This window comes from Novosphingobium sp. (genome assembly GCF_036733805.1).
GTDB lineage: Bacteria > Pseudomonadota > Alphaproteobacteria > Sphingomonadales > Sphingomonadaceae > Novosphingobium.
In genome coordinates this window covers 36,459-62,138 of the sequence record NZ_DAIMZT010000006.1, presented here as the reverse complement: position 1 = coordinate 62,138, position 25,680 = coordinate 36,459, and the positions used below count along the sequence as shown (strand labels likewise).

The 25,680-nt window shown below is 60.6% G+C and carries 20 protein-coding genes and 1 tRNA gene; 10 read left to right on the top strand and 11 right to left on the bottom strand.

Going from position 1 to position 25,680, the window contains the following annotated elements:
• Positions 1 to 14: 14 nt before the first annotated feature.
• From V7D69_RS03175 to V7D69_RS03155, 5 genes are all read right to left on the bottom strand, one after another.
• Positions 15 to 1,724 (bottom strand): acyl-CoA dehydrogenase family protein, encoded by a 1,710-nt coding sequence (locus V7D69_RS03175; RefSeq protein ID WP_324063095.1) that lies wholly within the window; start codon positions 1,722 to 1,724, stop codon positions 15 to 17.
• The gene (locus tag V7D69_RS03170; RefSeq protein ID WP_324063093.1) at positions 1,721 to 2,926 is read right to left on the bottom strand and encodes an alcohol dehydrogenase catalytic domain-containing protein; all 1,206 of its coding nucleotides are present in this window, start codon (positions 2,924 to 2,926) and stop codon (positions 1,721 to 1,723) included. Before V7D69_RS03170 ends, V7D69_RS03175 begins: the two co-directional genes overlap by 4 nt.
• Before the next feature lie 58 nt (positions 2,927 to 2,984).
• Complete coding sequence (locus V7D69_RS03165) at positions 2,985 to 4,199, bottom strand: cytochrome P450 (protein WP_333605046.1); 1,215 nt, start codon at positions 4,197 to 4,199, stop codon at positions 2,985 to 2,987.
• 210 nt (positions 4,200 to 4,409) lie between these two features.
• Positions 4,410 to 6,776, bottom strand: a complete 2,367-nt coding sequence (locus V7D69_RS03160) for a TonB-dependent receptor (protein ID WP_333605045.1) — start codon at positions 6,774 to 6,776, stop codon at positions 4,410 to 4,412.
• A gap of 472 nt (positions 6,777 to 7,248) precedes the next feature.
• Positions 7,249 to 7,623 (bottom strand): hypothetical protein, encoded by a 375-nt coding sequence (locus V7D69_RS03155; RefSeq protein ID WP_324063087.1) that lies wholly within the window; start codon positions 7,621 to 7,623, stop codon positions 7,249 to 7,251.
• Between the two features lie 125 nt (positions 7,624 to 7,748).
• Here V7D69_RS03155 and V7D69_RS16170 point away from each other — a divergent pair, with 125 nt between their 5' ends.
• Complete coding sequence (locus tag V7D69_RS16170; RefSeq protein WP_414690983.1) at positions 7,749 to 7,919, top strand: tyrosine-type recombinase/integrase; 171 nt, start codon at positions 7,749 to 7,751, stop codon at positions 7,917 to 7,919.
• A 94-nt stretch (positions 7,920 to 8,013) separates the two neighbouring features.
• Here the strand turns inward: V7D69_RS16170 and V7D69_RS03145 are convergent.
• Positions 8,014 to 8,105, bottom strand: a tRNA-Ser gene (locus V7D69_RS03145).
• A 275-nt stretch (positions 8,106 to 8,380) separates the two neighbouring features.
• Here V7D69_RS03145 and V7D69_RS03140 point away from each other — a divergent pair.
• From V7D69_RS03140 to V7D69_RS03125, 4 genes are all read left to right on the top strand, one after another.
• Positions 8,381 to 9,193 carry a DUF1134 domain-containing protein gene (locus V7D69_RS03140; protein ID WP_333605044.1) on the top strand — a complete coding sequence of 271 codons (813 nt, stop codon included), beginning with the start codon at positions 8,381 to 8,383 and terminating at the stop codon, positions 9,191 to 9,193.
• A gap of 60 nt (positions 9,194 to 9,253) precedes the next feature.
• The gene (locus V7D69_RS03135) at positions 9,254 to 10,432 is read left to right on the top strand and encodes an amino acid aminotransferase (protein ID WP_333605043.1); all 1,179 of its coding nucleotides are present in this window, start codon (positions 9,254 to 9,256) and stop codon (positions 10,430 to 10,432) included.
• Positions 10,432 to 10,962 (top strand): GNAT family N-acetyltransferase, encoded by a 531-nt coding sequence (locus tag V7D69_RS03130; RefSeq protein WP_333605042.1) that lies wholly within the window; start codon positions 10,432 to 10,434, stop codon positions 10,960 to 10,962. Before V7D69_RS03135 ends, V7D69_RS03130 begins: the two co-directional genes overlap by 1 nt.
• A 376-nt stretch (positions 10,963 to 11,338) precedes the next feature.
• Positions 11,339 to 14,032: a non-ribosomal peptide synthetase gene (locus tag V7D69_RS03125; RefSeq protein WP_333605041.1), complete on the top strand. Its 2,694-nt coding sequence runs from the start codon at positions 11,339 to 11,341 to the stop codon at positions 14,030 to 14,032.
• A gap of 45 nt (positions 14,033 to 14,077) precedes the next feature.
• Here V7D69_RS03125 and V7D69_RS03120 read toward each other — a convergent pair whose 3' ends face one another.
• The gene (locus V7D69_RS03120; protein ID WP_324064737.1) at positions 14,078 to 14,359 is read right to left on the bottom strand and encodes a hypothetical protein; all 282 of its coding nucleotides are present in this window, start codon (positions 14,357 to 14,359) and stop codon (positions 14,078 to 14,080) included.
• A 281-nt stretch (positions 14,360 to 14,640) separates the two neighbouring features.
• Here V7D69_RS03120 and V7D69_RS03115 point away from each other — a divergent pair, with 281 nt between their 5' ends.
• On the top strand, positions 14,641 to 16,755 hold the full coding sequence (locus V7D69_RS03115) for a malate synthase G (RefSeq protein ID WP_324064736.1): 2,115 nt from the start codon (positions 14,641 to 14,643) through the stop codon (positions 16,753 to 16,755).
• Positions 16,756 to 16,764: 9 nt separating this feature from the next.
• On the opposite strand, the gene rsmA is transcribed toward V7D69_RS03115, so the two are convergent.
• The 4 genes from rsmA to V7D69_RS03095 all read right to left on the bottom strand — a co-directional run bounded on the left by rsmA (position 16,765) and on the right by V7D69_RS03095 (position 22,560).
• Entirely contained in the window at positions 16,765 to 17,598 is an 834-nt protein-coding gene (rsmA, locus tag V7D69_RS03110) for a 16S rRNA (adenine(1518)-N(6)/adenine(1519)-N(6))-dimethyltransferase RsmA (protein WP_333605040.1), read from the bottom strand.
• 59 nt (positions 17,599 to 17,657) lie between these two features.
• Complete coding sequence (gene pdxA, locus V7D69_RS03105) at positions 17,658 to 18,668, bottom strand: 4-hydroxythreonine-4-phosphate dehydrogenase PdxA (protein ID WP_333605039.1); 1,011 nt, start codon at positions 18,666 to 18,668, stop codon at positions 17,658 to 17,660.
• A 20-nt stretch (positions 18,669 to 18,688) separates the two neighbouring features.
• Positions 18,689 to 20,005 (bottom strand): peptidylprolyl isomerase, encoded by a 1,317-nt coding sequence (locus V7D69_RS03100; protein WP_414691023.1) that lies wholly within the window; start codon positions 20,003 to 20,005, stop codon positions 18,689 to 18,691.
• Positions 20,006 to 20,250: 245 nt separating this feature from the next.
• Positions 20,251 to 22,560 (bottom strand): LPS-assembly protein LptD, encoded by a 2,310-nt coding sequence (locus V7D69_RS03095; RefSeq protein ID WP_333605038.1) that lies wholly within the window; start codon positions 22,558 to 22,560, stop codon positions 20,251 to 20,253.
• Positions 22,561 to 22,655: 95 nt separating this feature from the next.
• On the opposite strand from V7D69_RS03095, the gene V7D69_RS03090 reads away from it, so the two are divergent.
• The 4 genes from V7D69_RS03090 (at position 22,656) to V7D69_RS03075 (ending at position 25,633) form a co-directional block, all read left to right on the top strand.
• Entirely contained in the window at positions 22,656 to 24,119 is a 1,464-nt protein-coding gene (locus V7D69_RS03090) for a leucyl aminopeptidase (RefSeq protein ID WP_324064731.1), read from the top strand.
• Between the two features lie 18 nt (positions 24,120 to 24,137).
• Complete coding sequence (locus tag V7D69_RS03085; RefSeq protein WP_333605037.1) at positions 24,138 to 24,575, top strand: DNA polymerase III subunit chi; 438 nt, start codon at positions 24,138 to 24,140, stop codon at positions 24,573 to 24,575.
• A 108-nt stretch (positions 24,576 to 24,683) separates the two neighbouring features.
• The gene (ndk, locus tag V7D69_RS03080) at positions 24,684 to 25,106 is read left to right on the top strand and encodes a nucleoside-diphosphate kinase (protein ID WP_324063780.1); all 423 of its coding nucleotides are present in this window, start codon (positions 24,684 to 24,686) and stop codon (positions 25,104 to 25,106) included.
• Between the two features lie 149 nt (positions 25,107 to 25,255).
• Positions 25,256 to 25,633, top strand: coding sequence for a hypothetical protein (locus V7D69_RS03075; protein ID WP_333605036.1), 378 nt, complete (start codon positions 25,256 to 25,258; stop codon positions 25,631 to 25,633).
• Positions 25,634 to 25,680 lie beyond the last annotated feature (47 nt).

Below are 25,680 nucleotides of genomic sequence, written 5' to 3'. Positions count from 1 at the left end.
CAATTCTTCGCCAGTCAGGCATCGATCAGGTCACTGTTTCGCCGGACCACCTCGATCCCCGCAATTTCCGGTAAACCGCTGCGGATGCGGGCATGATGAAGGCGACCGCGATCCGCCAAATCCCCAAGCCAGAAGCGCGCCGCCGCCTGAATCGTCTCCGTAGCGGGCGAGTTCGCGGGCTTGGCGAGAAGGCCTGCCGCAATCCATCCGGTCGCGCCCAGAATGGCCAGCTGGAGAAAGTCCATAGCCACCCGCCCGACGATCGGCGACTTCGGCTCCAGCCCCCGCAGGAACGCCACGGCATCCTCCAGCAGATCCAGACATGCGGACAGCCCGTCGCCACCCTCGACGGCACGCGCCTGTGCGAGAAAGGCCTCGAAGCTCTGCGTGCGCAGCACGCGGCGATGGACCAGATCGAGCGCCTGGATACCGCTCGTGCCCTCAAAGATCGCATGGATGCGGCTATCGCGCAGCATTTGCTCGACCGGCCATTCAGCAGTGTAGCCCGCCCCGCCCAGCACCTGGATCGCCCCGCTGGCGCTATCGAAACCGCATTCGGCACCGAACGTCTTGGCGATCGGCAAGAGCCACGCCAGTTGATCGGCCGCCGACGTCCGGGCAGCCTCATCCGGCTCCGCTTCGGCCAGATCCGCCAGATTGCCTGCCGCAAAGCACAATCCGCGCAACACGTGCGTCCGAGCGGTGATTGTCATAATCTGGCGTTGCACGTCAGTATGTTCGATAATGAGCAGCGGCTGGTGCGACGGTCCGCCCTGTCTGCGTTGCCCAGCGTAGGACAGGGCAACATCGGCGGCTGCGCTTGTCACCGCAAGCCCGCCGACCGCGACCGCCAGTCTCATGCTGGTGATCATCACGAACATCTGGGAAAGACCCCGCCCGCGGGCTCCCAGCAAGGTTCCTTTTGCATCCTCAAAACGCAGTTCGCAGGTCGGCGATCCGTGCAAACCCATCTTTTCCTCGATGCGGACCACCTTCACGGCACCTGGCTGCGCGGCGCCACCCTCGACCAGAATGATGGAAAACTCGGGCGGCTCTCCGGGAGGCGCGGTATTTGCAAGCACGCAGTGGACGATGCGATCACACAGCTGATGGTCGCCGAAGCTGATCCACATCTTGCCGCCGTTGACCAGCCAGCCGTCACCTGTCTCGCTGGCGCGGGTACGTAGCTGAGAGACGTCAGAGCCTACCGAAGGCTCCGAAACGCAGATCGTCGCCGCCAGCGAGCCGTCAACCAGCCCTTCAAGCCAGACCGCTTTCTGCTCCTCGTTTGCGAAAGCGCTTATAAGTCTTGCAGCTGTGCGCTGGAGTACCGGCAGCATGCCAAAGGCAGGATTGGCCCTGTCGAACAGTTCCTGTACCGCCAGCATCACGGACAGGGGCAGACCGGTTCCCCCCAGGCTCTCGTCATGGGGCAGGCGCGGCCAACCCAGTTCCTTCCATTCTTCCCAGGCACCGGGGTGACTCGGCGCCCTGCAAGTCACACGGCCGTTTTCGATCGAGCAACCGTGCCGGTCCATCTCCGCATTCAGGGAAGAAAGAACCTCGTCGGCGAACCGGCCGGCCTCACGCAGGACAGAATCCACCATGTCAGCGGTCGCCGCCGCAAAGGATGGGCGCAAGGCGCGCACCCGCTCGTAACCCGGTGCGCCTTCGAGATGTTCAAGAATGACCGCCAGATCGGCCGATGGGACCGTCGCTCTCAACGCCCTGCTCCCTTCAACGCTTTGGGATCGGGCGCGACCACATAGTTGCTGAAGCCACCGTGACGGCAGCCCATGCCATCCAGCACGTCGTTGATGGCATCGAGCGCAAAGACCTCGTGCTCGAACATATCCAACTTCACCGTGCCGGTCTCGACCAGATCCGCCATATCCTGGCCCTGGCCAGTGGTGAACCACAGCGAGCCCACCAGAGTCTTGTGATCGTTCATCAACTGAAGGAAGTTGATGCCCACCTCCTCGCTTACGCCGCCGATGTTGACATGCCGCCCCCCGCGCGCGAGTCCGGCCAAAGCCGAGCGAAATGCCATCGGATCGCCGCCCGTTGGCAAGGCATCGATCACCACGTCAGCGCCATCACCATCAGTGAGCGAACGCGCCCATGCTCGCACCTCGTCGCCGCCGGAAAGCGAAGCGACGTGAATCCGCTCCGGGCACAGCGCCCGCACGCATTCGAGCAGGTCGGCATTGCGGCCAAGACCCAGCACCTTTCGGGCGCCCAATGCGAGCGCGAAAATCGCCGCGCCCAAGCCCAAGGTGCCGGTGATGCCGTTGATCAGCACCGTGCTGCTCATGTCCACCCCGCCGCGCCTGAGCGCCGCGTAGGCGGTACCAAGATAGCCCCAGCGCGCAGCCATCTCGAAGCTGAGATTGTCGGGGATTTTGACGATGCCGTACTGCGGGGCCGACATGAAATCGGCGAAGCCGCCATAAACATAATCGTCGTACAGCGTCTGTGACGCTTCACCCGAGCCAAAATAGCCATTGAGCATGAAGTACTTGCAGGCAGTGGGATTGTCCGAGCGGCAAGCCCGGCAGGAACCGCAGTACCGGGCAGGATTGACGTAGACCCTGTCACCCACAGAGAGACTGTGGACCTGCGATCCGACCTCCTCGATCACGCCGGAAACGTCCAACCCATAGATCGCCGGCAGTGCCGGCTGGTGCATGTCCGGCCATTTCGCCAGATGGTGCAATACGTTGATCATGTTCGGTACGACGCCACAGGCCATGACTTTGACGATCACATCGGTTGGCCGTGCAGATGGACGCTCGATCATTTCGATGCGCAACTTTTCGCCCGGACCGTGCAACCGGGCGGCACGCATCATGGGCTGTCCGGCAACGTCCTTCACGCTCTTCATCGCTTGTGCACCGCGGTCGGATTCGGCAGTTAATTGGGGCATTACAGCTATTTCTCCTCCGCTTCGGTCCGCTTGCAGATTTCCTTCGGCCATAGGTGAATCACGCGGCGATCAGGCGCATGGGCAGCGCATCGATGCCGAACAGGCCGCGATTGGTTCCTAGGGTCGGCTCATCCGCCTCGATCCGGTCGACGTGCTGCACAAGGGCTTCCAGCAACGTTTCCATTTCCATTCTCGCCAGGTTCATGCCGGCGCAAAGATGCGGGCCAGCACCCCAGCCCAGTTGATCTCTGGGGCTGCGCCGTACATCGAAACGATCAGGATTTTCGTATTTGCGGGGATCGCGGTTTGCCGATCCATAGAGGATCATGACCCGCGCGCCCTTCGGAATGAAAACGTCGCCCTCTGCATAGTCCTCTACGGCAACGCGCGCGAACCAGCGCACCGTCGCACTATGACGCACGCCTTCAAACACGGCGCCCGGGATTAGCGAGGGATCCTGACGCAGCAATTGATACTGATCCGGATGACGCGCAAGATTGTACAGAAGATTGCCGGTGGCGTAGATCGTCGTATCCAAGCTCGGAATCACGAAGGCACGGATGCTCGATCTGGCGTCGCCAATCGTCATCCCTCGCGATCTGACCTGATCGAACTGCGCGGCGGCCCAAGAGCCAGGCCTAAATGTGTCCGGATTAAGGTTCGTCAGATAGTCTCTGACTTCGGATGCGGTGGCCAGATCGTCGCGCATTTCCGGCATGATCTCCCCATCGCGTTCGATCACCCCCACCGTGTTGAAGCTGGCTGACGCCCAGCGCAGCATTTTTGCCCGGTCTTGCTCCGGCAGCCCGACCAGTTCCGAAACAGCGCTCAACGGAAGATGCATGGCGATTTCGGTCACGCCGTCGAAAGTGCCCGTGTCGACGATATGCCGAATCTGCTGATCGATCATGTCTTTGAGCATCTGCCGCAGCGGCGAAAGCGCGGCGGGCGAAAGCTGCTTCATCAAGGCCGATCGCAATGCCTTGTGCCGCTCGCCGTCCGAGTTCAGAATCCCAGGCTCGGGTATCGGCTGGTTGACGAAATCGTTGAAGCCCACGCCCTTCCCCGAAACCAGGATGGTTGGAGATTGCAGAGCCTTGACCACATCCTGATACCGCCCAATCACTAGGACATCCGGGGTCTTCAAACGGACGACGGCGCCCAAGTCCCGGATGGCGGCATAATGGGGGAATGGGTTGCGAAGAGCTTCCGGCGCAAACAGATCCGCCCCGAAAAGGGGATATTGTTCAGATTGCGCCACTAATTCAGACATCAAATTTCTCCCTCGGCTTACACCGATAATGAGACATCAATTCCGGCGTTCGGCACCCACCATAAAAACCGACCGTCCGTTTTTGTGGCCTGTTACGACGCAGCGCTGCATGCCGTCATCTTCACCTCAACGGTCTAGCGTGATCCGATGGAGGCGGCACCTCCGTTGCAATCTGGCCGATACGCCCGGTAAGGTGCCACGTCCGCATGATCAGTACTTGAAGCTCAATGTCGCTCCGTAGGTAGCAGGCCTGCCGGTCGTTCGGGTTATGGTGTCAATCACGTGGGCGGCATTGGTCAGATAGAACTTGTTGAATATGTTGCGCCCCCAGACCTGCAGATGCCACCGGGCGTTCTCGCTGCCGATTCCGGCGCGCAGGTCAACCAACGTGTATGCCGGCAAGATGTATTGCGATCCTCCGCCGAAAGTCGCCGGCGTGCTGCTGCGATAGGTGAGGTTGGCCCCAAAATCGGCCGTCAGGCTTTCTGAAACCGGAAAGCCATAGTCGATGCCGCCTGACGCCTGCCAACGCGCCGTGATCGGAAAACGGTAGCCCTGGATGTTGATGTTTTGCCCATTGGGATCGCGCGTGTTGTACAGAGCCGCGTTAGCCAAGTCGTGATTGACCTTGGCATCGACGTACGTGACGCCCCCGTTTATCGTCAGTCCGTTGACGGGACGCCAGTTTGCGTTCAATTCGCCGCCGGTGACATGCGATTTCGGGATGGTGACCAGAGCCGGCAGATTGCCGAATAGCGGAACCTGGAGATAGCCCAGAATCTGCTTATCCTTGTAATCATAATAGAAGACTGCTCCTGACAGATCGAGCGTACGGTTCAGAGCAGAGACTTTGAAACCCGTCTCATAAGCCAGAACCGATTCCTGCGGCACCGGAGCATAAATGCTCTGGAAAACGTCGGGCAGGCGTGGAAACGAGCCCGACTTATAGCCCTTGGTGACGTTGACATAGAGATGGACGTCGGAGTTGGGCTTCCAGCTTAAGTTGACGCGCCACGAAGTGTTATTTTCGGACAGCGTCTTGTGAACCAGCCCTCCGAGCGGTGTGAAAGGCGGAAAATCGGTGGGGTCGGTGTTGGCGAAAGTCACGCATTGGCCTGCGCTGAACGGCGCGGTCGAAAGCACGCTGAACGCCGTGGCGATCGTGCCGTTTCCACCGTCCGCCAGGCAACCGGATCCCTTTTGCTTCTGATCGGTATAGCGCGCTGAAACCTGTGCCAGCAGCGTTTCGGTCAGTTTGTAGTCCAGACCGCCGAACACAGCATAGGCATTGCTGACAACGTCGTCGATATTCACGATATGTGTATAGCGGAAGGGGCCGACCCCGGCGTTGCTCGCAATAAAATCAAGGAACGAATGGTCGACGGAATTGCTGTAGGCGTAATTTCCGCCAAGCATCCACGACAGCTTGTCATTGAGAAGCTTGCCCGAAAAACGGACTTCCTGGTTGAACGTGTCGATCTTGCCGATAACGGTGTCATACATATTCTGGAAACTTGTGCCGTCGGCGTCGTAGGGGCTGAATTCCTTCAAGTGGGAGTACGCCGTGATCGTGTTCATGGTGACACTATCCGACAAGTCAAATTGGCCGGTTAGCGCAAACTGGTAGAAGGAGCTGTCCCTCCGCAGATTGGTGTCAGCGTCCCAATTCGCCAGTCGTGGGTTTTCGCCAGGAACCGGCTCTGCCTGTATCGGCGCCGCCTGCGCCGTGCCGCCAATAGGCGGCGGCACGGTAGCCGCGTAGGCCAGATATTGGGCAGCCTGCGTCTCGCTTTTGTCAACCCAGCCATTCACGCTAAGCTCGAGATGGACTGCACTGCTGGGATCCCAGTCGAGCAACAGCCGTCCGGTCGTGAAATCGCGATCACCCAGCTTATCGCCCGGCCGCGTAGTGCTCCGCTGCCAGGCGCCGCCCTGTTCAGTCCGGCCTGAAAGCCGCGCCTGCAAGGTGCCCGAGAGCGAGCCACTAATATAGCCCTCGGCGTTGAACTGGCCGAATCTCGCATATTCCAGACTACCACCGGCAGATAGTGCGGCGGTAGGCTTCGCGGCAATGAAGTTGATGGCACCGCCTGTCGCGTTTTGGCCGAACAGCGTTCCCTGCGGCCCTTTGAGCACTTCAACGCGCTCCAAATCCAGCGTCGCGCCTCCAACCATCGCAAGATAGGGAAGCGGAATCTGGTCGACATAAACCGACACAGTTGGCGATGCGGCGAGCGTGTTGTCAAAGAACCCGATGCCGCGCAGCGAGAACACCGGCGGCCCGTAGTTGCTGGGCTGATAAGTGAAGCCGGTGACGATTTTGCCCAGATCGGCAGCCGTAACCACTCCGGCTTTAACGAGTTGCGGGCCTGTCGCCGCTGCGACCGAAAGTGGCACGTCACTTAGCCGTTCGGAACGCTTTTGGGCCGTTACGATAATATCACCGATACCAACCGCATCTGTGCCTGCTCGTTCATTTACGGGTTTGGGGGCGACAGTTTGTGCGATGGCCTGAGGGGCTATCAATGCTCCTGCAGCCACGCAGATCAGCAGAAACGCTTTAGGCGAAGCATTCATTATTTCTCTCCCTAGCGCCGACCTAAATCTTATGAACTTGAGCGCTCCCTCAAGCTTCCAGAGCCTCGTGCGGGCTTATGGGCCGTACACCGAAATCGGTTGCCTCCAGCCAATACCAAGGAAAAATGCCTTTGCAAGTCATTTTTGATGATATAGTCATATTTGAAGGTATGACAGCATTGCTGTGCGCTGCGGGCGTCGGACAGGATCTCGTGGAAGGAATGAGAGGATGTTGATGGCCGTACCTTGCAATCGCAAGCCTATACCCCCGCAGAATTCTAATCTTCGGGCTGGGGATCAAGGTCGGCAAGTCGCGCAAGCAGTGGCGCACAGCTATGCAGATGCACGCAGATCTCGTGGCTTTAGGCTATGATGGTTCCGCAACCGCGTTGCGGCCTTCGCGCGGGCCTGAAAGGCCGACCGTCGCTGCGCGCTTCGCCCCACGATCTGTCGCGCGTGTGAAATCCATCGATTACGAAGGTTTCCCCCCGCGGGACAAGCTCTCCACGAGTTGCGTGATATGGCCGCCATTGTGCCGACATGCCGGGGGCATGGTCGCCTTGAGATGGAGACGCAGTCGCGTTTCGCTTGAAGGATCGTCGAAGCTGACTTCGAATTCCTCGCGCGGTGCGATCATCTTGACACGCACGCCATTGGCGTAAGTGCAGTCGGTTATGTCCTCCGGCATAGGCATGACCATGCGATAGTCGGTGTAGGCGGCCGCGATCTGGTTGTCGTTCACACCGCGCCAGATGGAAATGCCGCCATATGCCACTTTAAACGTTGGATGCATCCAGAAATAGACGATCGCGTCAATGCCGTGCTCGGGAATATTGAACCCGAACATGCTTGTTTCGGTCCATTCGAAGGAGGCGGCCGACGGAACCGGCTGAAGCTTTTCCTCGCCCGGCTTCATTTCGGAAAAGAAAGACTGGGTCGGCACAAAAGTCGGTACAGTCCCGGCACATCTTCGTGCGCTTCAGATTCCATGATTTGCGCCACCTTTTTGCGGTCAGATTCCTGCAAAATGGCGGCTCAATCTACGCACTTCAGGGGATAATGGGGCGCACCAGCGTCAAGACCACGGAGATATATCTGGCCCACCTGACGCCGGATCAGCAGCTCAAGTCCAAGATGGGGTAGGCACAAAAGTCGGCACAGCGCCAACGGTTTTACGCCGGGTGGTGCCAAGAGCGAGGAAAGAGGCTGATGGAAAAATGGCCTAAATCAACGATCTTGGCGGAGACGCCGGGATTCGAACCCGGGGTGCCCCCTTAAGAGCACGACGGTTTAGCAAACCGCTGGTTTCAGCCACTCACCCACGTCTCCGGATGCGGCTCAGGGCGGTCCCTATAGCGGCGGCCTACGGGGGCAGCAAGGGGGCGATGTGTGCTTAATGCCGAATTTTACTGCAAACCTGCCGGAAGACGCCGCGCCCGATTCGGTCCACCGCAAAACCGACTCGGTCCATCGCCCGTTCATTGCGGGCTAAGGCGCTGTGGATTCTTCTGGTGTTCGCCGTTCGTGCCGCTTCGGATAAAGGGGATCCCGAACGTCATTGGACGTGATTCATTGGACCAGACACGCGAGGGGAGGGTCACCACATGCCGGGCAACACAACTGAGGCGCGTAAACAGCATTGTCGCCTCCGCCGACCGCTTACGGCTTTGACGACCGCCTTTCTGGCTTTGGCGGCGCCGCTAACACCCGTCTTGGGACAGGTTTCCACGGTTGATCCCGACGCGGCGATCGATGCGGATATCAAGCATGGTTCCACCAGTTCACCCGCCTCCGCGCCGCAACCGTCAAGCGTGCCTTCGGGGCCCGCTACGGGCAACGGCACCCCGATGGACACCGGCACCGGCGCTGCCGGGAATGCCGGGCAAGCCGCGAGTCCGGCCGCCACGCCCACCGCGCCGGGCGCCACCACCGGCGAAACCTATCATGAGGACGATCTGATCGGTGCGGCGGAGGGTGTGTTCGGCAAAGGCGCCAAGGGCCTTGCCGGGCTGATAAAGGACCTGCTGGCCAAACAAGGCGAACCCAACGCCTATATTGTGGGCCGCGAGGCGGGCGGCGCCATCGCCGTGGGCCTGCGATACGGCTCCGGCACGCTTTACCACAAGGTGGAGGGGCAGCAGCCGGTCTATTGGACGGGCCCTTCGATCGGTTTTGATGCGGGCGCCAATGCCGGAAGCGCTTTCGTGCTGGTTTATAATCTCTACGATACCGAGGATCTTTTCCATCGCTTCGGCGCCGGTGAAGGGCAGGCATATCTCGTGGGCGGGTTCACCGTCAGTTACCTGCGGCGTGGCAATGTCGTGCTGATTCCGGTTCGTTCCGGCGCCGGGCTGCGGCTGGGCGCGAACATTGGTTACATGAAATTCTCGCATAAGCAGCGGTGGTTGCCGTTCTGACCCGATCGCGGCACTCCGCTGTTGCGCCTCGCGGCGGGCGGGGCTAAGGCGCGGCCCGCCATGCTTATCGACCTTCAGCAACAGCCCGCCGATGCGCTGCTCGCGCTCATCAAGCTTCACAACACGGACCCGCGTGCCGACAAGATCGACCTTGGCGTCGGCGTTTATAAGACCGGGCAGGGCGATACACCTGTGTTCGGCGCCATCAAGGCCGCGGAGAGGAAGCTTGTCGAGGAACAGGATTCCAAGGCGTACCTTGGCCCCGAAGGCGACATGGGTTTCGTTGCGGCGCTGATGCCTTACATCTTCGGCAAGGAAACCCCGGATATGGGCGGCCGAATCGAAGGCATGCAGACGCCCGGCGGCACCGGGTCGCTGCGCCTTGCGCTCGCGATGGCGAAGCGCGCGGGTTATGAGCGGATCATTGTTGGCAAGCCGAGCTGGCCGAATCACGCGCAGATCTGCGCAGACCTTGGCTTGGGGGTCGTCGAGTTCAATCATGCGGCTTCGGACGGCACGACGGATATGGATGCTCTGCGCGTCGCCGTCGCTGACGCCCGGCCTCGTGATGCGATCCTGCTTCATGGCTGTTGCCACAACCCGACCGGCATCGATTACTCCAACGCCGAGTGGGATGAGATCGCCGGTCTGCTGGCGGATAGCGCTCTGCTGCCGATCCTCGATCTGGCTTATCAGGGCCTTGGCGCGGGCATGGAAGAGGACGCTTACGGCTTGCGCCGCGTCCTGGCTGCCGTACCGGAAGCGCTGATCTGCTACTCCTGCGACAAGAACTTCGGTCTCTATCGCGATCGTGTCGGTGCTCTTTACGCCATGGTTGCCGACCCGGCGGATTTGCCCAAAGTGATGTCCAATGGCCACTCGCTGGCCCGCGCCAATTGGTCTCAGCCGCCAGACCATGGCGGTGCGGCGGTTCGCCTGGTGCTGGAAGATGAGAAGCTTACTGTGCAGTGGCTTGACGAGCTTGACCAGATGCGAGACCGCATGCGCCAGGTCCGCGCGAAACTGGCCGCGGCGGGCAAGACTGGTGGCGTCGATCTTACGCCGATCGGCAATCAGAACGGCCTGTTCTCGATCATTCCGTTCACCCCCGAACAAGTGCAGGCGATGCGGGCCAAACACGGCATCTATTTCGCCGGGTCGGGCCGTATCAATGTGGCCGGGCTGACGCTGGGCAATATCGATCAGTTCATCGCCGCCGTCGCGGATGTGACGGCCTGATGTTCGATCGTCAGCCGGTCCTGGACGGGGATCGGCTGACGCTTCGCCCCCTTCGCACTGACGACTGGCGCGCCCTTTACGCGGTCGCTCGCGACCCTCAACTGTGGGCCTTGCATCCCGCACATGAACGTTGGCAAAAACCGGTATTCCGCCAGTTTTTTGCCGATGCGCTGGCGCGTGGCGGTGCGCTCGCAATTTTGGAAAAGCACACCGGCGAGATTATCGGTTCGAGCCAATTCGCCCAGCCCGATCCGGATCATCCGGATGAGGTCGAGATCGGCTGGTCCTTCCTCGCGCAGCCGTACTGGGGCCGGGGCTACAACGCCGAGTTCAAGCGGCTGATGCTGAACCATGCATTCGCGCATTTCGAACGTGCGATCTTCCAGGTTGGTGAGGACAACGTGATCTCCCGCAAGGCGATGGCGAACATCGGCGGGATGTTGACACAACGCACTCGCTTATCCGAGCGGGCAGGAGTGATGGTAAGGCACGTCATTTACGAGATCGCGCGAAAGGGCTTGGGGCGCTAAGCATCGTTCGACCCATAGGCCGCACTATACTGTATTTCGCCAAAGAGCCTTAGCGTTCAAAGTCGCAGCATTATTTGCGGCCGAGCCCTTGTTTGGGCTAGGCAATCGCTGCTTTGCCAGAGGGACCGGTAATTTAACCGGCCGGACGTGATAACTCTCCGTTGGATATGTAGGCACTTGGCCGTGGGGGGCTGTGGCGCCTGATAAGACGCTTGCAAGTATGTTGCTCTTCACATGTCTCGAAATGTAATTACAGCAGACATTCCTCATATGTCTGTGAAAAATTTTTATTGCAATTTTGTTTGTTAACTCATTAACTGCCAAATAGCCAAACAAGCTCCTGCCCCGTTGATGTTTTCACTTGAGGTAAAAACTCATGGCGTCAAACGAATTGCCCGCAGAGCCGTATAATGGACAAGGCATAGAAGTTCCGCTCGCATCATCGGCGGAGCGCCGAATCGAAAATTTGTTTGAACATTGGGCCAGGGCAACGCCTTTGGCGCCTGCAGTTCAGCATCGTGGCGTGACCTTAAGTTATGGGGATCTTGATCGGCGCGCCAACCAGATTGCTCAAGGCTTGCAAGCGCTGGGCGCAGGGCCAGGGCAACTCGTTGGGCTGTGCCTTCAGCGGTCGATCGATCTGATCGCCTCCGTACTTGGCATTTTGAAGGCCGGAGCAGCTTACTTGCCGCTCGATCCAAGTTATCCTGCCGACCGGCTTGCCTATATGCTGGAAGACAGCGGCGCCCAATTCTTGGTCACGTGCAATGAACTTACCGAGCATTTGAAATTTTCGGGCAAGATATTCGATCTAGCTCCCGACACGGGGGTATTCAAACTTGGTTGTGACAACGCACCCAGCCATTCGGGCACGGCGCAGGATCTCGCCTATGTCATTTACACCTCCGGCTCGACGGGAAGGCCGAAAGGGGTAGAGATTCGCCACACTCCAGTAGCACTGGCTGAGTGGATGGGTTCACTTCTGCCTGAGGGGGTGCCGCTGCGCGTTCCGTTCGGTGGTTCTATATGTTTCGACATTTCGGTGATGGAGGTCTTGTGCACGCTCTGCAACGGCGGCGTCGTGATTGTGAAGCAGAACATTCTCGAACCGTTTTCGCCGGACGAACGGCCGACGCTGCTCCTAACGGTGCCTTCGCTTGCGCGTGAGCTGTTGCATCTGCATCATGTTCCCGAGAGCGTTCAGACGATCATGTGTGGGGGGGAGGTCCTGAAGAACGATCTCGTGCGCGACTTGTATGCGTTGCCGCATGTGGAACGGCTTTACAACGCCTATGGGCCCACCGAGGCGACCGTGACAACCACTGCTGCATTGGTTCCCCGCGTCGCGGATGACGCAGAAGGCGATCCCTGTATCGGGCGGCCCATCTGCGGAGCAAGAGTTTACGTGCTGGATGAAGACCGGCAACCCGTGGGCCCCGGTGTGGAGGGGGAGCTGTATATTGCGGGTCCGCTACTAGCGTGCGGTTACCGCAACGATCCTGAAAGAACCGCCGCATCCTTTTTGCCGAACCCGTTCGGGCAAGAAGGAGAACGAATGTATCGGACAGGCGATTTGGTACGGGTTCGACCCAACGGTGAGATTGAATATCGTGGACGCCTGGGTGAACAGGTCAAGCTTCGTGGCTTGCGCATCGAATTGGGCGAAATCGAGACTGCGCTGTTGCGATTGCCGAATATTACGGCCGCCGCGGCGCTAGTGAAACCTGACGAGCAGGGGCGGGATCGATTGCGTGCCTACATCGCGGTCGACGGTGCGTTTGAGCCGAAAGAGGCGCACGAGAAACTCTGTGAATGGCTGCCCAAATACATGGTGCCGGCATCATTGACGCTGTTGCCAGCCATGCCACTAAATCTATCCGGCAAGATTGATCGCGGCGTCCTGCGCGCAATCGTCGATAAGGTGGAAGGGCGAAAAAATGAACGCGAATGGTTGTTGCCGGTAGAAGACATCATAGCCGACATATTCGAAGACGTACTTGGGGTTTACGTCACGACCGCTGATGATGACTTTTTTGAACTGGGTGGCGATTCGCTGCTTGCCATTCAGGTCGCCGTTCAGCTTGAGCAGGTGCTTGGAAGGCCGATCCCTCCCGTCCTTATGGCGCATGGCGCCAGCCCGCGCCAACTTGCAGCAGCTATTGATGAGCTTCCTGAGAGTCAGGCCGAGTACCTTACTGACGTACAACCTCTTGGCGATGCGCCTGCGCTTTTTTGTGCGCCTGACGTCTATGGTCGCTCGCTCAGTTTTACTTCTCTGGCACGCCGATTTAGACCCCATGTTCCTATTTTTGGTCTCTCAACCGGGCCGCAGGATTTTGGGACGGACAAAAAGCTGAGCATCGAGGACCTCCTCTCGCAATGGGCGCACGTGATTCGCGAGAAACAGCCGGAAGGACCTTATCATCTCTGCGGCTTTTCATTTGGAGGGCCAATTGCCTGCGCCCTGGCCAGCTTCATGGAACGCGAGGGCGACGAGGTGTTGCTATGCATCATTGACTCACCTTTGTTTCGTCATTTCCCGTCATTTGGCTATTTCAGCCGATGGGCAATCCGAGAATGGCGAAAATCAGTAGCGCGGTTCGGCGTTCTCGATACCTTGCGCGCGATCGGGCGAACGCGCCATACTTGGCTGCGTTGGTTCTTTCCCGGAAAACCTTTTGGAAAGAACGATGTGGCGAACTGGATTCCCAAGGCATATTTCAAAACCTCGCTCGCTTTGATCGAAGCTGTGGCGCGCCATGATCTTTGTCCTTTTGGCGGCAAGGCTCTCTTGATTCAGTGCCGTGAGCAACCGGCGCTCAGTTCCATTACCAATGAAGACGGTGTATTCGGCTGGCGGGGTTTGCTCGCAGGTGATAGCGAATGCATCACCGTTGACACCACGCACTACAGATTGATGCAGGAGCCAGCTATCGAAGGCGTGGCGTCAGCCCTGTTTTGGCAACGAGCGTCGGCGAGTACCCGAACCCCTGGTTTCTCCGGAAACGCCTGTGCCGGACAAGAAGGGGCGGTTGGGTGGATTTCGGTACGGCAACAAACTTCAGGTTAATTGACTTCTTTCGACCCGTGGTTGTTTCAGCGCACGTCCGCTCGACTAAGCAGCTTCCCGCTCCACTGATGTCGCGGTTTCTGAATTGACTATGTCAACCTGTTCAAGGCGCTCTGCTGCTTCGTAGCGGAGGCAGTCGAGGATTTTGGCTCCGGCCATGAACACCGTTCCGGTGCAGGCCAGAAACAATAGTTTGCCGCCCAGGCCGGGAAAGCGGGTCAGATAGGCGCTGCCGCGCTCGACCGCCCCGGTCGCGAGGGCATAGATAATCATGAACGCTTCCCAGCGCGTCTTTATCTTGAACAGGCGACCGATCTTGCGGAGCATGCCATCCCTCTGGTTACGGTTCTGTTACAGCAATGATCGTGCCAATGGCCCGTTCCCGCCGATTCCCATGCTTAACGACGGATCGAATGTAAGCGATTCCGACGCCGAGTGTAAGTTACGCCAACATACCGGTTCGGGGTGCTGGGCTTGGTTGCTGTTGCCTTAGGTGCGGTCTTGCGCCATAGCTTGGCTTCTTCCCCAGAGCCGTTTCAGGGCAGTTTTGGTTATTGTCATGACAGCACATCCTGACAGGGTGCGCGCTTGAATCAGTGCGAGGAAAGATGACTGACAGGGTTGAACGTTCGGGCCTCCAAGTTGACGCCGGATTGGCGAAGTTTCTTGAGGAAGATGTGTTGCCGCCTATCGGGCAGGATGCGGCTGCGTTCTGGAGTGGATTTGCCGCGCTGGTGGCGGAAATGGCGCCGAAAAACCGGGCGCTGCTTGCCAAGCGTGATGACTTGCAGGCAAAAATCGATGCCTGGCATCTCGGGCGCGCCGGCAAGCCGATCGACCAGGACGAATATCGGGCGTTCCTGACCGAGATCGGTTATCTCGTGCCTGAGCCGGAGTCGTTCACGATCGGTACTGAGAATGTCGATCCTGAAATCGCGACAATGGCCGGGCCGCAGTTGGTGGTGCCTGTGCTTAATGCCCGCTTCTTGCTTAACGCAGCCAATGCGCGCTGGGGCAGCCTCTATGACGCCTATTACGGCACGGATGCGCTCGAAGCGGCGCCGGCGCAAGGTAAAGGCTACGATCCGGTGCGTGGAGCGGCGGTGATCGCCGCAGGCCGCAAGTTCCTTGACCAGGCAGTCCCGCTCGCTTCGGGCAGTTGGGCCGACGTGACCGGTGTTGACGTCGCACTGGCCGACTCTTCGCAATTGGTCGGGACGACGGAGAAGGGGCGTCTGTTCAAGTCGAACGGCTTGCACATCGAAGTCGTGGTTGATCCCGCCAGTCCGGTCGGAGCGACTGACAAAGCAGGTATTGCCGACATCGTCCTGGAGGCGGCGATCACCACGATCGTCGATCTGGAGGATTCGATTGCCGCCGTCGATGCCGAGGACAAGGTGCGCGCCTATGCCAATTGGCTGGGGGTGATCCGCGGCGATTTGAATGACACGTTCGAGAAGGGCGGCCGGACGGTGACTCGCGCCCTCGCCGATGACAAGGTGGTGACGCTGCCAAGCGGCGAAGAGGTCGAATTGCCAGGACGCAGCCTGCTGTTTGTCCGCAATGTAGGCCATCTGATGACTAATCCGGCGATCCTGCTGCCCGATGGCGGCGAAATCCCGGAAGGGATCATGGATGCGGTCGTCACCAGCGCCATCTCCACGCAGGACGTGCAGGGCCTGACCAAGTACGGCAACAGCCGCGAAGGCTCGATCTATATCGTCAAGCCGAAGATGCACGGTCCTGAAGAATGCGCTTTTGCCAATGCGTTGTTCGACGCCGTTGAAGATCTGCTTCAACTGCAGCGCAACACGCTGAAGGTCGGCGTAATGGACGAAGAGCGCCGCACCTCCGCCAATCTTGCGGCCTGTATCCATGCCGTGAAGGACCGCATTGTCTTCATCAATACGGGCTTCCTTGACCGCACGGGGGACGAGATTCACACCTCGATGCGCGCCGGCCCGATTATCCGCAAGAATGACATGAAAGGCAGCGCCTGGATCGCCGCTTACGAAAAGCGCAATGTCGCCATCGGTCTTCGCCACGGCCTGTCCGGCAAGGCGCAGATCGGCAAGGGCATGTGGGCCGCCCCCGATAAGATGGCGGATATGATGGTGCAGAAGATCGGCCATCCCAAAACCGGCGCCAACACTGCCTGGGTGCCTTCTCCGACAGCTGCTACGCTGCACGCTACGCATTATCATCTGGTTGACGTGTTCGGCCTGCGCGAGGCGATCGTTGGCGAACCGGTGCCCGGTCTCGAACAATTGCTGGCGGTGCCGCTGGCGTTAGGCGTAAACTGGTCGGACGAAGAAGTGCGCGAAGAACTGGACAACAATGCGCAAGGGTTGCTCGGCTATGTGGTGCGTTGGATCGACCAGGGCGTCGGTTGCTCGAAAGTTCCCGACATCAATGACGTGGGCCTGATGGAAGACCGCGCGACATTGCGTATTTCCAGCCAACACATGGCGAACTGGTTGCTTCACGGCGTCTGTACGCGGGAGCAAGTGATGGATTCGCTGAAGCGCATGGCCGCGAAAGTCGATGCTCAGAACGCCGACGATCCGCTTTATGAACCGATGACGGGCAATTGGGACTCCAGCTTTGCGTTCCAGGCGGCTTGCGACCTGGTGTTCAAGGGCGTGGAGCAACCTAGCGGCTATACCGAGCCGCTGCTTCACGCATGGCGCCGGAAGAAGAAGGCGGCGCTGGTTCCTGCCTGAAGCGGTCGTTCATTTCGTCAGGACTTTGGCAATCGTCACAAATTCCCCAACGCTGAGTGTCTCGGCTCGGCGTTGGGGATCTATCCCGAGCGTTTCCAGCGCCGCAAGTGCGCCGGGCATACCCTTGAGGCTTTGACGAAGCATCTTGCGCCGTTGCCCGAAAGCGGCTTCGGTCAGACGTTCCAGGATTCGGATCGAAACCCTTTCCGGCGCCTCGGTTGGAGTGACATAGACAATGGCGGACATGACCTTGGGCGGCGGGGTGAAAGCGCTGCGATGGACCTTCATCGCCAGCTTCGCCTGCGCGCGCCACTGCGCCAGCACGGCTAGGCGACCATAAGCGGATGTGTTCGGCGCGGCGATAATGCGGCGCGCGACTTCCTCCTGGAACATCAGTGTCAATGAGCGCCATTGCGGCGGCCAGTGCTCGCTAGAAAGCCAGCCCGTGAAAAGCGCCGTACCCACGTTGTACGGCAGGTTAGCGACAATGTGATATGGCCCATCGAAGAGGGATGCAGGTGCGATCTTCATCGCATCGCCTTCAATCACCGTGAGCCGTCCTGGGAATGCGGCTTCAAGCTCAGCCAGCGCCGGCAGGCAGCGGCGGTCCATCTCGATGGCGGTGACCTTGGCCCCAGCCCGCAGCAGCGCACGGGTCAGCCCGCCGGGGCCGGGGCCGACTTCCAGCACTTGCTCGCCCTCCAACGGTCCTGGAATGGCGGCGATGCGATCAAGCAAGTGCTCATCGAACAGGAAGTTCTGGCCCAGCGCCTTGCTGGCGGACAGGCCATGTCTTGCGATGATTTCGCGCAAGGGTGGGAGGATGGAAGTGGGACTATTCACCCGATTTTCCCTAGCCGTTCGTGCTGCGCGAAGTCGAGAGACCTTTGGGGTCGACGGGGTCAGCCGCTCATGCTTCTCCGCACGGCGCATTCACCGGCCATGCGCAAGGCCGCGATCATCGCCCCGGCGCTTGCCACGCCCTTTCCGGCAATGGCGAAGGCCGTGCCATGATCGGGCGAGGTGCGGACGATCGGCAGGCCCAGAGTGACGTTCACGCCCTGGTCGAAATCCAGCGTCTTGATGGGGATCAGCGCCTGATCGTGATACATGCACAAGGCCACGTCATATTTTTTGCGTTCATGCGCGGCGAACAGGGCATCCGCCGGATGTGGGCCGCTGATGGTCAGCCCTTCGGTCTGCAGAGCGGCGACGGCGGGGCCGATCACTTCGGCGTCTTCCCGCCCGATCCGGCCGCTTTCCCCGGCGTGCGGATTGAGGCCGGTCACCGCGATGCGCGCGGCAGGCAGATCGAAGTCGCGGGCCAGTGCGCGGGCGACGACGCGCGCCTTGTGCTCGATCAGTTCGCGCGTGATGAGGCCGGGCACGGCCGCGAGCGGTTCATGGACTGTAAGCGGTACGGTGCGCAGCGAAGGTCCGGCGAGCATCATGACCGCATCCTCATGCGGAAGGCCGCAAGCATCGGCGAGGAACTCGGTCTGGCCCGGCTGCGTGAAACCCGCATCGGCCAGGTTGGCCTTGGCTATGGGGCCGGTAACAACCCCTGCCGCTTCGCCGGACAACGCCAGCGCCGCGGCGCGCGCCAGCGAGTGCAGGGCCAGCGTGGCGCCTTCGATGGAAGGCGAACCGGGGGAAGGCGCACAATCCATGTCGCCAAGGACCGGAAGCCCGGATGAGAAGGCGGCGGCCGCCTCGTCCGGGGCGGAGATCGCGATAAGGTCCAACTTGATCCCGCGCGACGCGCCGGCTGCCGAAAGGACACTGGCGCCGCCAATGACGAAGAACGGCGTCAGGCCCATTTCGCCTCGCCGCGTCCATGCCTCCGCAATCAACTCGGGCGCGACGCCTGCGGGGTCGCCCAGCGATACGGCAAGGGCTTGCGCTTTCCTCACGTCAAGCGCTGCCCCGCCGTTCAGTTGTATTCGATGACAGCGTCACGTCGAAGGTCGCGCAAGTACATTTGCGCGCGCTTATTGATGCGGTCGTCTTCCATCTGGGCCTGAAGCTCCTCAAAGCTGGGACCGGAGCCGACTTGCGGATCGTCGCGCCCGCACAGCATGAGAATGCGCACTCCATCTTCCAGGGACCCGAACGGGGGCATCGTTTCGCCCGGCGAAAGCTGGAGCACGGCGTTCTGGATCTGCCCCGGCAGATCGCGGGCCTTGACCTGGTCATTGGCGACGACTTGCGCGCCAAGACCGCCGGCCACCTTGTCCACGTCGCCGCAGCCTTTGGCAGACTTGATCGCTTTGGCGAAAGCTTCGGCTTTCTGGCTGGCCTGCGTCTCCGAGATGCCTTTCGGGAAGCTGAGCGAAATCTGCTTGAGTGACAGCACCGCGTCGCGTGGATCGGCGGTCAGGACTTGCCGCTTGTCGATCAGGTAGAGGATATCGAAGCCGCCGGGAACCTCAATGGGCCCCACAAGCTGGCCCGGCTGCATTTCCCGCGCGGCGGTGGCGAGTTCGCCGGGAAGCTGAGCCAGGCGAATCCAGCCCAAGTCGCCGCCGACCGCGGCTGTTGATGCCTGTGAATATTGCCGGGCATAGGCGACGAAACTGCCCCCCTGCTTGAGCTGCTGCACGATCTGAGTGGCGTTTTGGTAGACTTGCTGCCGAGCGTCAGCGGTGGCGGCCAGATAGATTTCGCCCAGGCGGTATTCATCAGTGCCCTTCGCCGCCTTGAGGCGCGACAGCATCTCATTCACTTCGTCATCCGAGATGTTGATGAAGGGCGCGACGTTGCGCTGCAGCAGTCGCTGCCATGAAAGCTCGCCGAGAATCTGGCGTTTCAGGGAGGCCGGGGAAGAGCCAATGCGCTTCAGATAAGCATCCATCGCGCCGGTATTCTGATTGAAATTCTGGGATGCGACGCGGGCGTAGGACTGGTCCACCTCTGCCTGGGAAATATCGATCTTGGATGCTTTCGCTTCCTGGATTTCCAGCGTTTCATCGATCAGGTTGCGCAGCACTTGCAGGCGCAGGCGCTTCATTTCGTCATCGCTGATCTTGCCCTGATTTGCGGCAACGATCAGAGCGAGGCGTTGGTCCACGTCAGTGCCCGTGACCACATCGCCATTGACCACTGCGGTGGCGCGGCGGACGTTGGGATTGTCGTTGCCGAAAATCTTGACGTTGTCGGGAATGACGATTTCGCCCTGCGGAGCTTGTTGCGCCATGGACGCCGGCGCGACCAGCGCTCCCGCAAGCGCTGCCAGGCTGCCGATATGCATGAACGAGCGCCTGATAAACCTGCTGCGATTGAATGCTTGCACCGTGATTTCGATCCCGTCTTCAACCGGCCGAGGCCGGATCGTTCAAGGGCAGGAACCCGTTGCGGAAGCCTGCCTCACCCATCCCGCGCTTCTGCCCGGCTGCGGGTTAACTGAAAATGAGCACACCCGATAGCGGCTTTGAGCCCGCCTGCCAACGGGCGCGGCCATGGCGTGAGCTAAGCAATCCACGGGATTGGTCGGTCTTATCGCCGTCCGATGTTTTTGAGGCTAAAGTGTATCTGGAAAGAACTTCCCTTTTTTGCGTCGCCCGTGGTCTGGTAATCGCGCCGCCAGGTCACGGCGATCTCCAGGCAATCGTCTTCGTAGGCCGCGCCAAGGCGTGTGCGTAGCGGCTGGAAGCCATTGGAGCCGAAGACCGGGTCTTCAGTGCGATCGGTAAGGTTGACGACTGCCGATCCGAAGAGAGACCAATATTTGGCAAAGGCGATACGGCCGGCGGTGCGCACTTCCTCGCGGTCCTGAAGATCCTCTATAGTGGACGAGATGCCGCGGTTGAGCTTGGTGTAGCCGATCTCGAAATATGTCTTCGTATTGCCGACCACCGCGTCGAATTCGTTGCGACGCACCGCCAGGGTGTCCTTGTCGATCCGGAAGCGGTGGACCAGGTTGAGGAAGTCGCGATAGCGGACCTCTACTCGACCGACGATGTCGGACACCTTGTCTGTCAGACCCGTCCCTTGGGGGAACAGGGAAGGCTTGTCGCTCAGGCGGATCGACTGGCCGACGGTGGCCTTGATCCGCCACCGAGGCGCCTCGAACTGCCAGTCGAAGCCATAAGTAAAACGCGCGCCGTCCTCTACGCGGTCATAGCCGGGGAAGCGGTTGAGGGCGAAGATATTGCCGGTCTCCAACTCGATCGCTCGCGAATCCTCATTAGGAACCTGCAGATTGCGAATTGGTGGGGAGGCTACGAACTGTATGCGCGGCGTTAGCACTTGCGTGCCACCGAAAACCTGGCCCACCAGTGGCCACTTCACATCGACGGCCGCGAGGGCGATGCCGCGCGTTTGCCAGCCGGGATCGCCGCGATAAATGATCGTGCTGGTGGCAGCGTTATCGTCCGAGTGATAGAGGTCGCCGCGCAGGAGCCCCGTCACCGTGATTTCTTGGCCAAACCCGGTCAGCCGTCGCAATGACCATTGAGCACTGGCAAAAGCGCGCTGCGTATCCTGTCCGTCCGTGCGCGAGATGCCGAGCGTGTTGAGCTGCGTCTCTATCCGGCCGCCGAGAAGCGGTTCGTCGAAACGGCGGCGATAGTCGATCACCGGGAATGCCACCGGAATCATTCCCTGATCGCGACCCGCCTGCATGGTCTGTGTGGCGTAGCCCGCGAAGGAAAAGTAGCTGTCCTGATCGATCCGCTCGACATCGACCAGGGAGCGAAGGCGGTCGTCGCGGCTGATGTAGTAACGACGCAGGAACGTGCGGTCAGTGGCGCGCCTCAGTGAGAAGGTCACGCTCCAGTTGTCGTCGAGCTGAAACTTGCCGTTGGTGAAAATATAGCCGCGAAAGGCGCTGACGCTGTCGTTGGAGATATTGGAACTGGAGCCGAAGACCGGTATCTTGTTGCTGGCCGTGGCATAGCCGGTGACCTGATAAGCGCCCTTGTCCGTCAGTGCCCGATATTCGACCGACGCCATTGGCGGCGCTTTGGTATAGGCTGAAAGGCTGGCGGTAAGGTCGCGGTTTTCCCCGATCTTCCAGTAATAGGATTCGCCTATTTCCAACCCGTTGGAGGGGCTGGAGCTCAAATCCGGCACCAGAAAGCCGGACACCGCATGGCCGTCCGTGCTGACAGTCAGACCCAGAAGCGGCAACTGGACGATGCCGAACAGTTCGAGGCGAGCGGATTTGAACCGCACCCGCTTTTGCGCTTCGCTGTAGATCACCTGCTTCGCCAAAACGCGCCACGTGGGCTTCTTGGGGCAGCCGTCTTCGTCCACGACGTCGCAGCCGGTGTAAGCCGCCTGCTGAAGGATGACGTCGCCGTTGGCGATCCGTTCGCCTTTCAGCGCCGCGAGGCGGCCGCCTTCGCGCATGACCAGCAGGAGATTTTGCATCATCCCGGTCTTGAGCTCGTCGGTCAGTTCCACGCTTTCGGTGAAGACCTGGTTGCCGTCCTCATCGACCATGCGGACATTGCCGCTAGCGACGATTTGGCCGGTCTTTCTGTTCCAGGTGACCGTATCGGCCCGGACCGACTGCTTGAGACGTCGCAACACGACGTTGCCGGTTGCGGTCACTTGCTCCGCATTCTGGTCATAATCGACCGTGTCGGCTTCGAACGCGACATGCTCGTCACCATTGGTCGAAGCCGGTGGAGCGGACGGCTGGCCGCCTATCGGGTTGGAGGTGGTAGGCCGCGTCGCATCCTGGGCCAATGCCGCATGCGGCATCGCGCCGGCCGCAAAGCCCAGGGCGAGGGCGCTCAGGAAGGCGGGGCGCAGACGGCCGGCCGGGGCTTGCAATGGGATCTGCGCGGCAGGGAGCATGGCTTGCCTATCGCATCGCCCGTGCCTAACTGCAATCCAGTCATGCGGTGAAGCGCACAGGTTCGGCGTCTCACCGGGAAACTCCAGGAGAATCCATGCAGATCCAATTCCTTGACGCCTCGGCCTCCCCCGCAGCGCGCCTTGTCGCCCGCCTCGTCAATCAGGACGCGGTGCCTGCCGACTTGGAACCGATGCTGGCCGAAGCGGCGAAGATAGCCCGCTTTTCCGGCAAAAGCGGCCAGACTTTCGAAGGATTCGTGGAACGTAACGGCAAGGTCGTGCGCGTTGCCCTTGCCGGCATCGGCGCATCGGACGCGCAGGACCGGATGGCCGCGATCGAGAAGGCCGGCGCGGCACTCGTAGCCAAATACCTCACCTCGGGCGAAACGACGCTTACTTTCGACCTTACCGGCGCTGGCCTTTCCGCCGAGGAAGCCGCCGGCGCGCTGCTGGGCGCGGAACTGCGTTCGTGGCGGCATGATGCCTATCGCACGAAGCTGACCGATGACAAGAAGCCGAGCTTGCGCGAAATTTTTGTGATGGGTGCTCCCGAAGGCACAACTAAGCAATGGGGAAGCGCACAGGCGGTGGCCGCCGGCGTCGCCCTCACGCGTGAACTGGTGACGGAACCGGCCAATGCAATCTATCCCGAAACCTTCGTGGCGCGTTGCCGGGAACGGATGGAGGGCACTGGCCTCAACATCCGGGTGCTGGACGAAACCGAAATGGCCGCGCTCGGCATGGGCTCCCTGCTCGGTGTCGCGCGCGGTTCGGCGCGGCCGCCTCGTCTGCTGGTCCTGGAATGGAACGGGGGAGCCAAAGGGACAAAGCCGGTTGCGTTCGTCGGCAAAGGCGTCACTTTCGATACCGGTGGCATCAGCCTCAAGCCGCCGGCCGGAATGGAGGACATGAAGTGGGACATGGGCGGCGCCGGGGCGGTCGCGGGGGCCATGCTGACACTCGCGTTGCGCAAGGCAAAGGCCAATGTCGTCGGTCTTTGCGGCCTTGTCGAAAACATGCCCGATGGGGATGCCCAGCGACCGGGCGATGTAGTCACCTCGCTTTCCGGCCAGACCATCGAAGTCATCAACACCGACGCCGAAGGCCGGCTGGTGCTGTGTGACGTGCTGACGTGGGTGCAGCGCGAATATGCACCGGTAAAGATCGTCGATCTCGCCACCTTGACCGGCGCGATCATCGCTTCGCTGGCGCACGAATATGCCGGAATGTTCTCGAACAATGACGATCTTGCGGCCTCACTAGCCGCCGCCGGCGAAGCGACGGGCGACCGGCTGTGGCGCTTCCCGATGGGGCCGGTCTATGACAAGCAACTCGAAAGCGCGATCGCTGACATGAAGAACGTCGGCTCGCGTTTCGGCGGGTCGATCACCGCCGCACAGTTCCTCAAGCGTTTCATCGAGAACGATACGCCCTGGGCGCATCTTGATATTGCCGGCACCGTCTGGGCGGACAAGCCCGGCGCGACGTGGGACAAGGGGGCGACCGGCTTCGGCGTGCGCCTGCTGGACCGCTTCGTGCGCGATACGCTCGAAAGCTGAGGGCAGGGCGGGCCACCGGTGCGCGCAGACTTCTATCAACTCAGCCGCGACCCGGCGGAGGCTGCTTTGCCGTTGATCGCGCGCAAGGTGCTTTCGGATGGGGAGCGGCTGTTGATCGTCTCCGGCGATCCGCTGCAACGCCAGCGCATCAGCCAGGCGCTCTGGTCGCTGAACGAGGAGAGCTTTCTGGCCAACGGCATGGCGGGTGAAGGGCATGAGGATCGGCAGCCAATCCTCCTTTCCGAAATGCCCGAACCGGTGAACGGCGCCCGGTTCATGGCCATTGCCGATGGCCTATGGCGCGAGGGCGCATCCTCCTTCACGCGCATCTTCTTCCTGTTTGACGATCGCACCCTGCAACACGCGCGCGAAACCTGGCGAATGCTGCGTGGGCGCGAAGAGGTGGAGCACTATTACTGGAAACAGGATGGAGGACGCTGGGTGCAGGCGGGTTGACATCACCCCGAAGCAAGTCCGGGGTAGCGCAATCTTGCGATGCAGCACAAACCTCGCTAGGGGCGCGCGCAAAGATCTGACAACAGCCCAAATCGCAAGGAACATACCATGGCGGTCACCCGCACCTTCTCGATCATCAAGCCCGACGCCACGCGTCGCAATCTGACCGGCGCGGTCACCAAGATGCTGGAAGAGGCCGGCCTGCGCGTCGTCGCGTCCAAGCGTATCCAGATGACGAAGGAACAGGCCGAGGGGTTCTACGCGGTGCACAAAGAACGCCCGTTCTTCAACGACCTCGTCTCCTTCATGATCTCCGGGCCGGTGGTGGTCCAGGTGTTGGAAGGAGAGGATGCCGTGAAGCGCAATCGCGACGTCATGGGCGCCACCAACCCGGCGGATGCAGCCGATGGCACGATCCGTAAGACTTACGCCGAATCGATCGAAGCAAACTCCGTTCACGGTTCGGACTCGGATGAGAATGCGGCTATCGAGATTGCCTATTTCTTCAAGTCCGAAGAAATCGTCGGGTAATCGCAATCAGTTCCTGTTTGATGTGAAAAGGCCGCCGGCTTTGGCGGCCTTTTCCGTTGGCGCTTACGTAGCGCATGGACCCGAGGCGCTTTCTATCGAGCGCGGACCGGATTGACGGGCGGGTGCTATCCCTCCTAGGGCAACGCCTCATGAGGGGGATACGGGCCTTTATCCTTGCCAGGCGGCGCAGCGCGTTGGCGGCCATGCTGCTGGCCCTCGCGCTGCGTCTGCTCTTACCAGGCGGGCTCATGCCGGAATTCGAGGGCGGTCAGCCCGGCCTCGCCATCTGCCACGGCGTGGCCCCGGCGTCGTCGCCGCATCGGGACGCCGAGCATGGGCGGGAGATGCCGTGCGCCTTCTCAGGTCTTGCCCTTGCGGCATTATCCGGCGACGCTCCGCCTCTCTTCCAGCCGCTTCAGGCGTTGGCGCAGCCGGTTGAACCTCGCCGGCTTGCCGCGCTGCGACTGAACGCACGCGCTTATATCGTTCCGCCCGCGCAAGGACCACCCCAGGCCCGCTCCGCCTGAAATCAGTCCCTTACTTGCGGCCATGAGCTTTGCGCCTGGCCGCTGGA

What these genes read in the sequence shown, in the direction of transcription:
- V7D69_RS03130 (WP_333605042.1), top strand. Translation starts at nt 10,432, where the DNA reads ATGTTCGATCGTCAGCCGGTCCTGGACGGGGATCGGCTGACGCTTCGC.
- V7D69_RS03090 (WP_324064731.1), top strand. Translation starts at nt 22,656, where the DNA reads ATGCAGATCCAATTCCTTGACGCCTCGGCCTCCCCCGCAGCGCGCCTT.
- V7D69_RS03170 (WP_324063093.1), bottom strand. Translation starts at nt 2,926, where the DNA reads ATGCCCCAATTAACTGCCGAATCCGACCGCGGTGCACAAGCGATGAAG.
- ndk (WP_324063780.1), top strand. Translation starts at nt 24,684, where the DNA reads ATGGCGGTCACCCGCACCTTCTCGATCATCAAGCCCGACGCCACGCGT.
- V7D69_RS03115 (WP_324064736.1), top strand. Translation starts at nt 14,641, where the DNA reads ATGACTGACAGGGTTGAACGTTCGGGCCTCCAAGTTGACGCCGGATTG.
- V7D69_RS03095 (WP_333605038.1), bottom strand. Translation starts at nt 22,560, where the DNA reads ATGCTCCCTGCCGCGCAGATCCCATTGCAAGCCCCGGCCGGCCGTCTG.
- V7D69_RS03135 (WP_333605043.1), top strand. Translation starts at nt 9,254, where the DNA reads ATGCTTATCGACCTTCAGCAACAGCCCGCCGATGCGCTGCTCGCGCTC.
- V7D69_RS03160 (WP_333605045.1), bottom strand. Translation starts at nt 6,776, where the DNA reads ATGAATGCTTCGCCTAAAGCGTTTCTGCTGATCTGCGTGGCTGCAGGA.
- V7D69_RS03120 (WP_324064737.1), bottom strand. Translation starts at nt 14,359, where the DNA reads ATGCTCCGCAAGATCGGTCGCCTGTTCAAGATAAAGACGCGCTGGGAA.
- V7D69_RS03100 (WP_414691023.1), bottom strand. Translation starts at nt 20,005, where the DNA reads ATGCATATCGGCAGCCTGGCAGCGCTTGCGGGAGCGCTGGTCGCGCCG.
- V7D69_RS03125 (WP_333605041.1), top strand. Translation starts at nt 11,339, where the DNA reads ATGGCGTCAAACGAATTGCCCGCAGAGCCGTATAATGGACAAGGCATA.
- V7D69_RS03075 (WP_333605036.1), top strand. Translation starts at nt 25,256, where the DNA reads ATGAGGGGGATACGGGCCTTTATCCTTGCCAGGCGGCGCAGCGCGTTG.
- V7D69_RS03155 (WP_324063087.1), bottom strand. Translation starts at nt 7,623, where the DNA reads ATGTTCGGGTTCAATATTCCCGAGCACGGCATTGACGCGATCGTCTAT.
- V7D69_RS03140 (WP_333605044.1), top strand. Translation starts at nt 8,381, where the DNA reads ATGCCGGGCAACACAACTGAGGCGCGTAAACAGCATTGTCGCCTCCGC.
- V7D69_RS03165 (WP_333605046.1), bottom strand. Translation starts at nt 4,199, where the DNA reads ATGTCTGAATTAGTGGCGCAATCTGAACAATATCCCCTTTTCGGGGCG.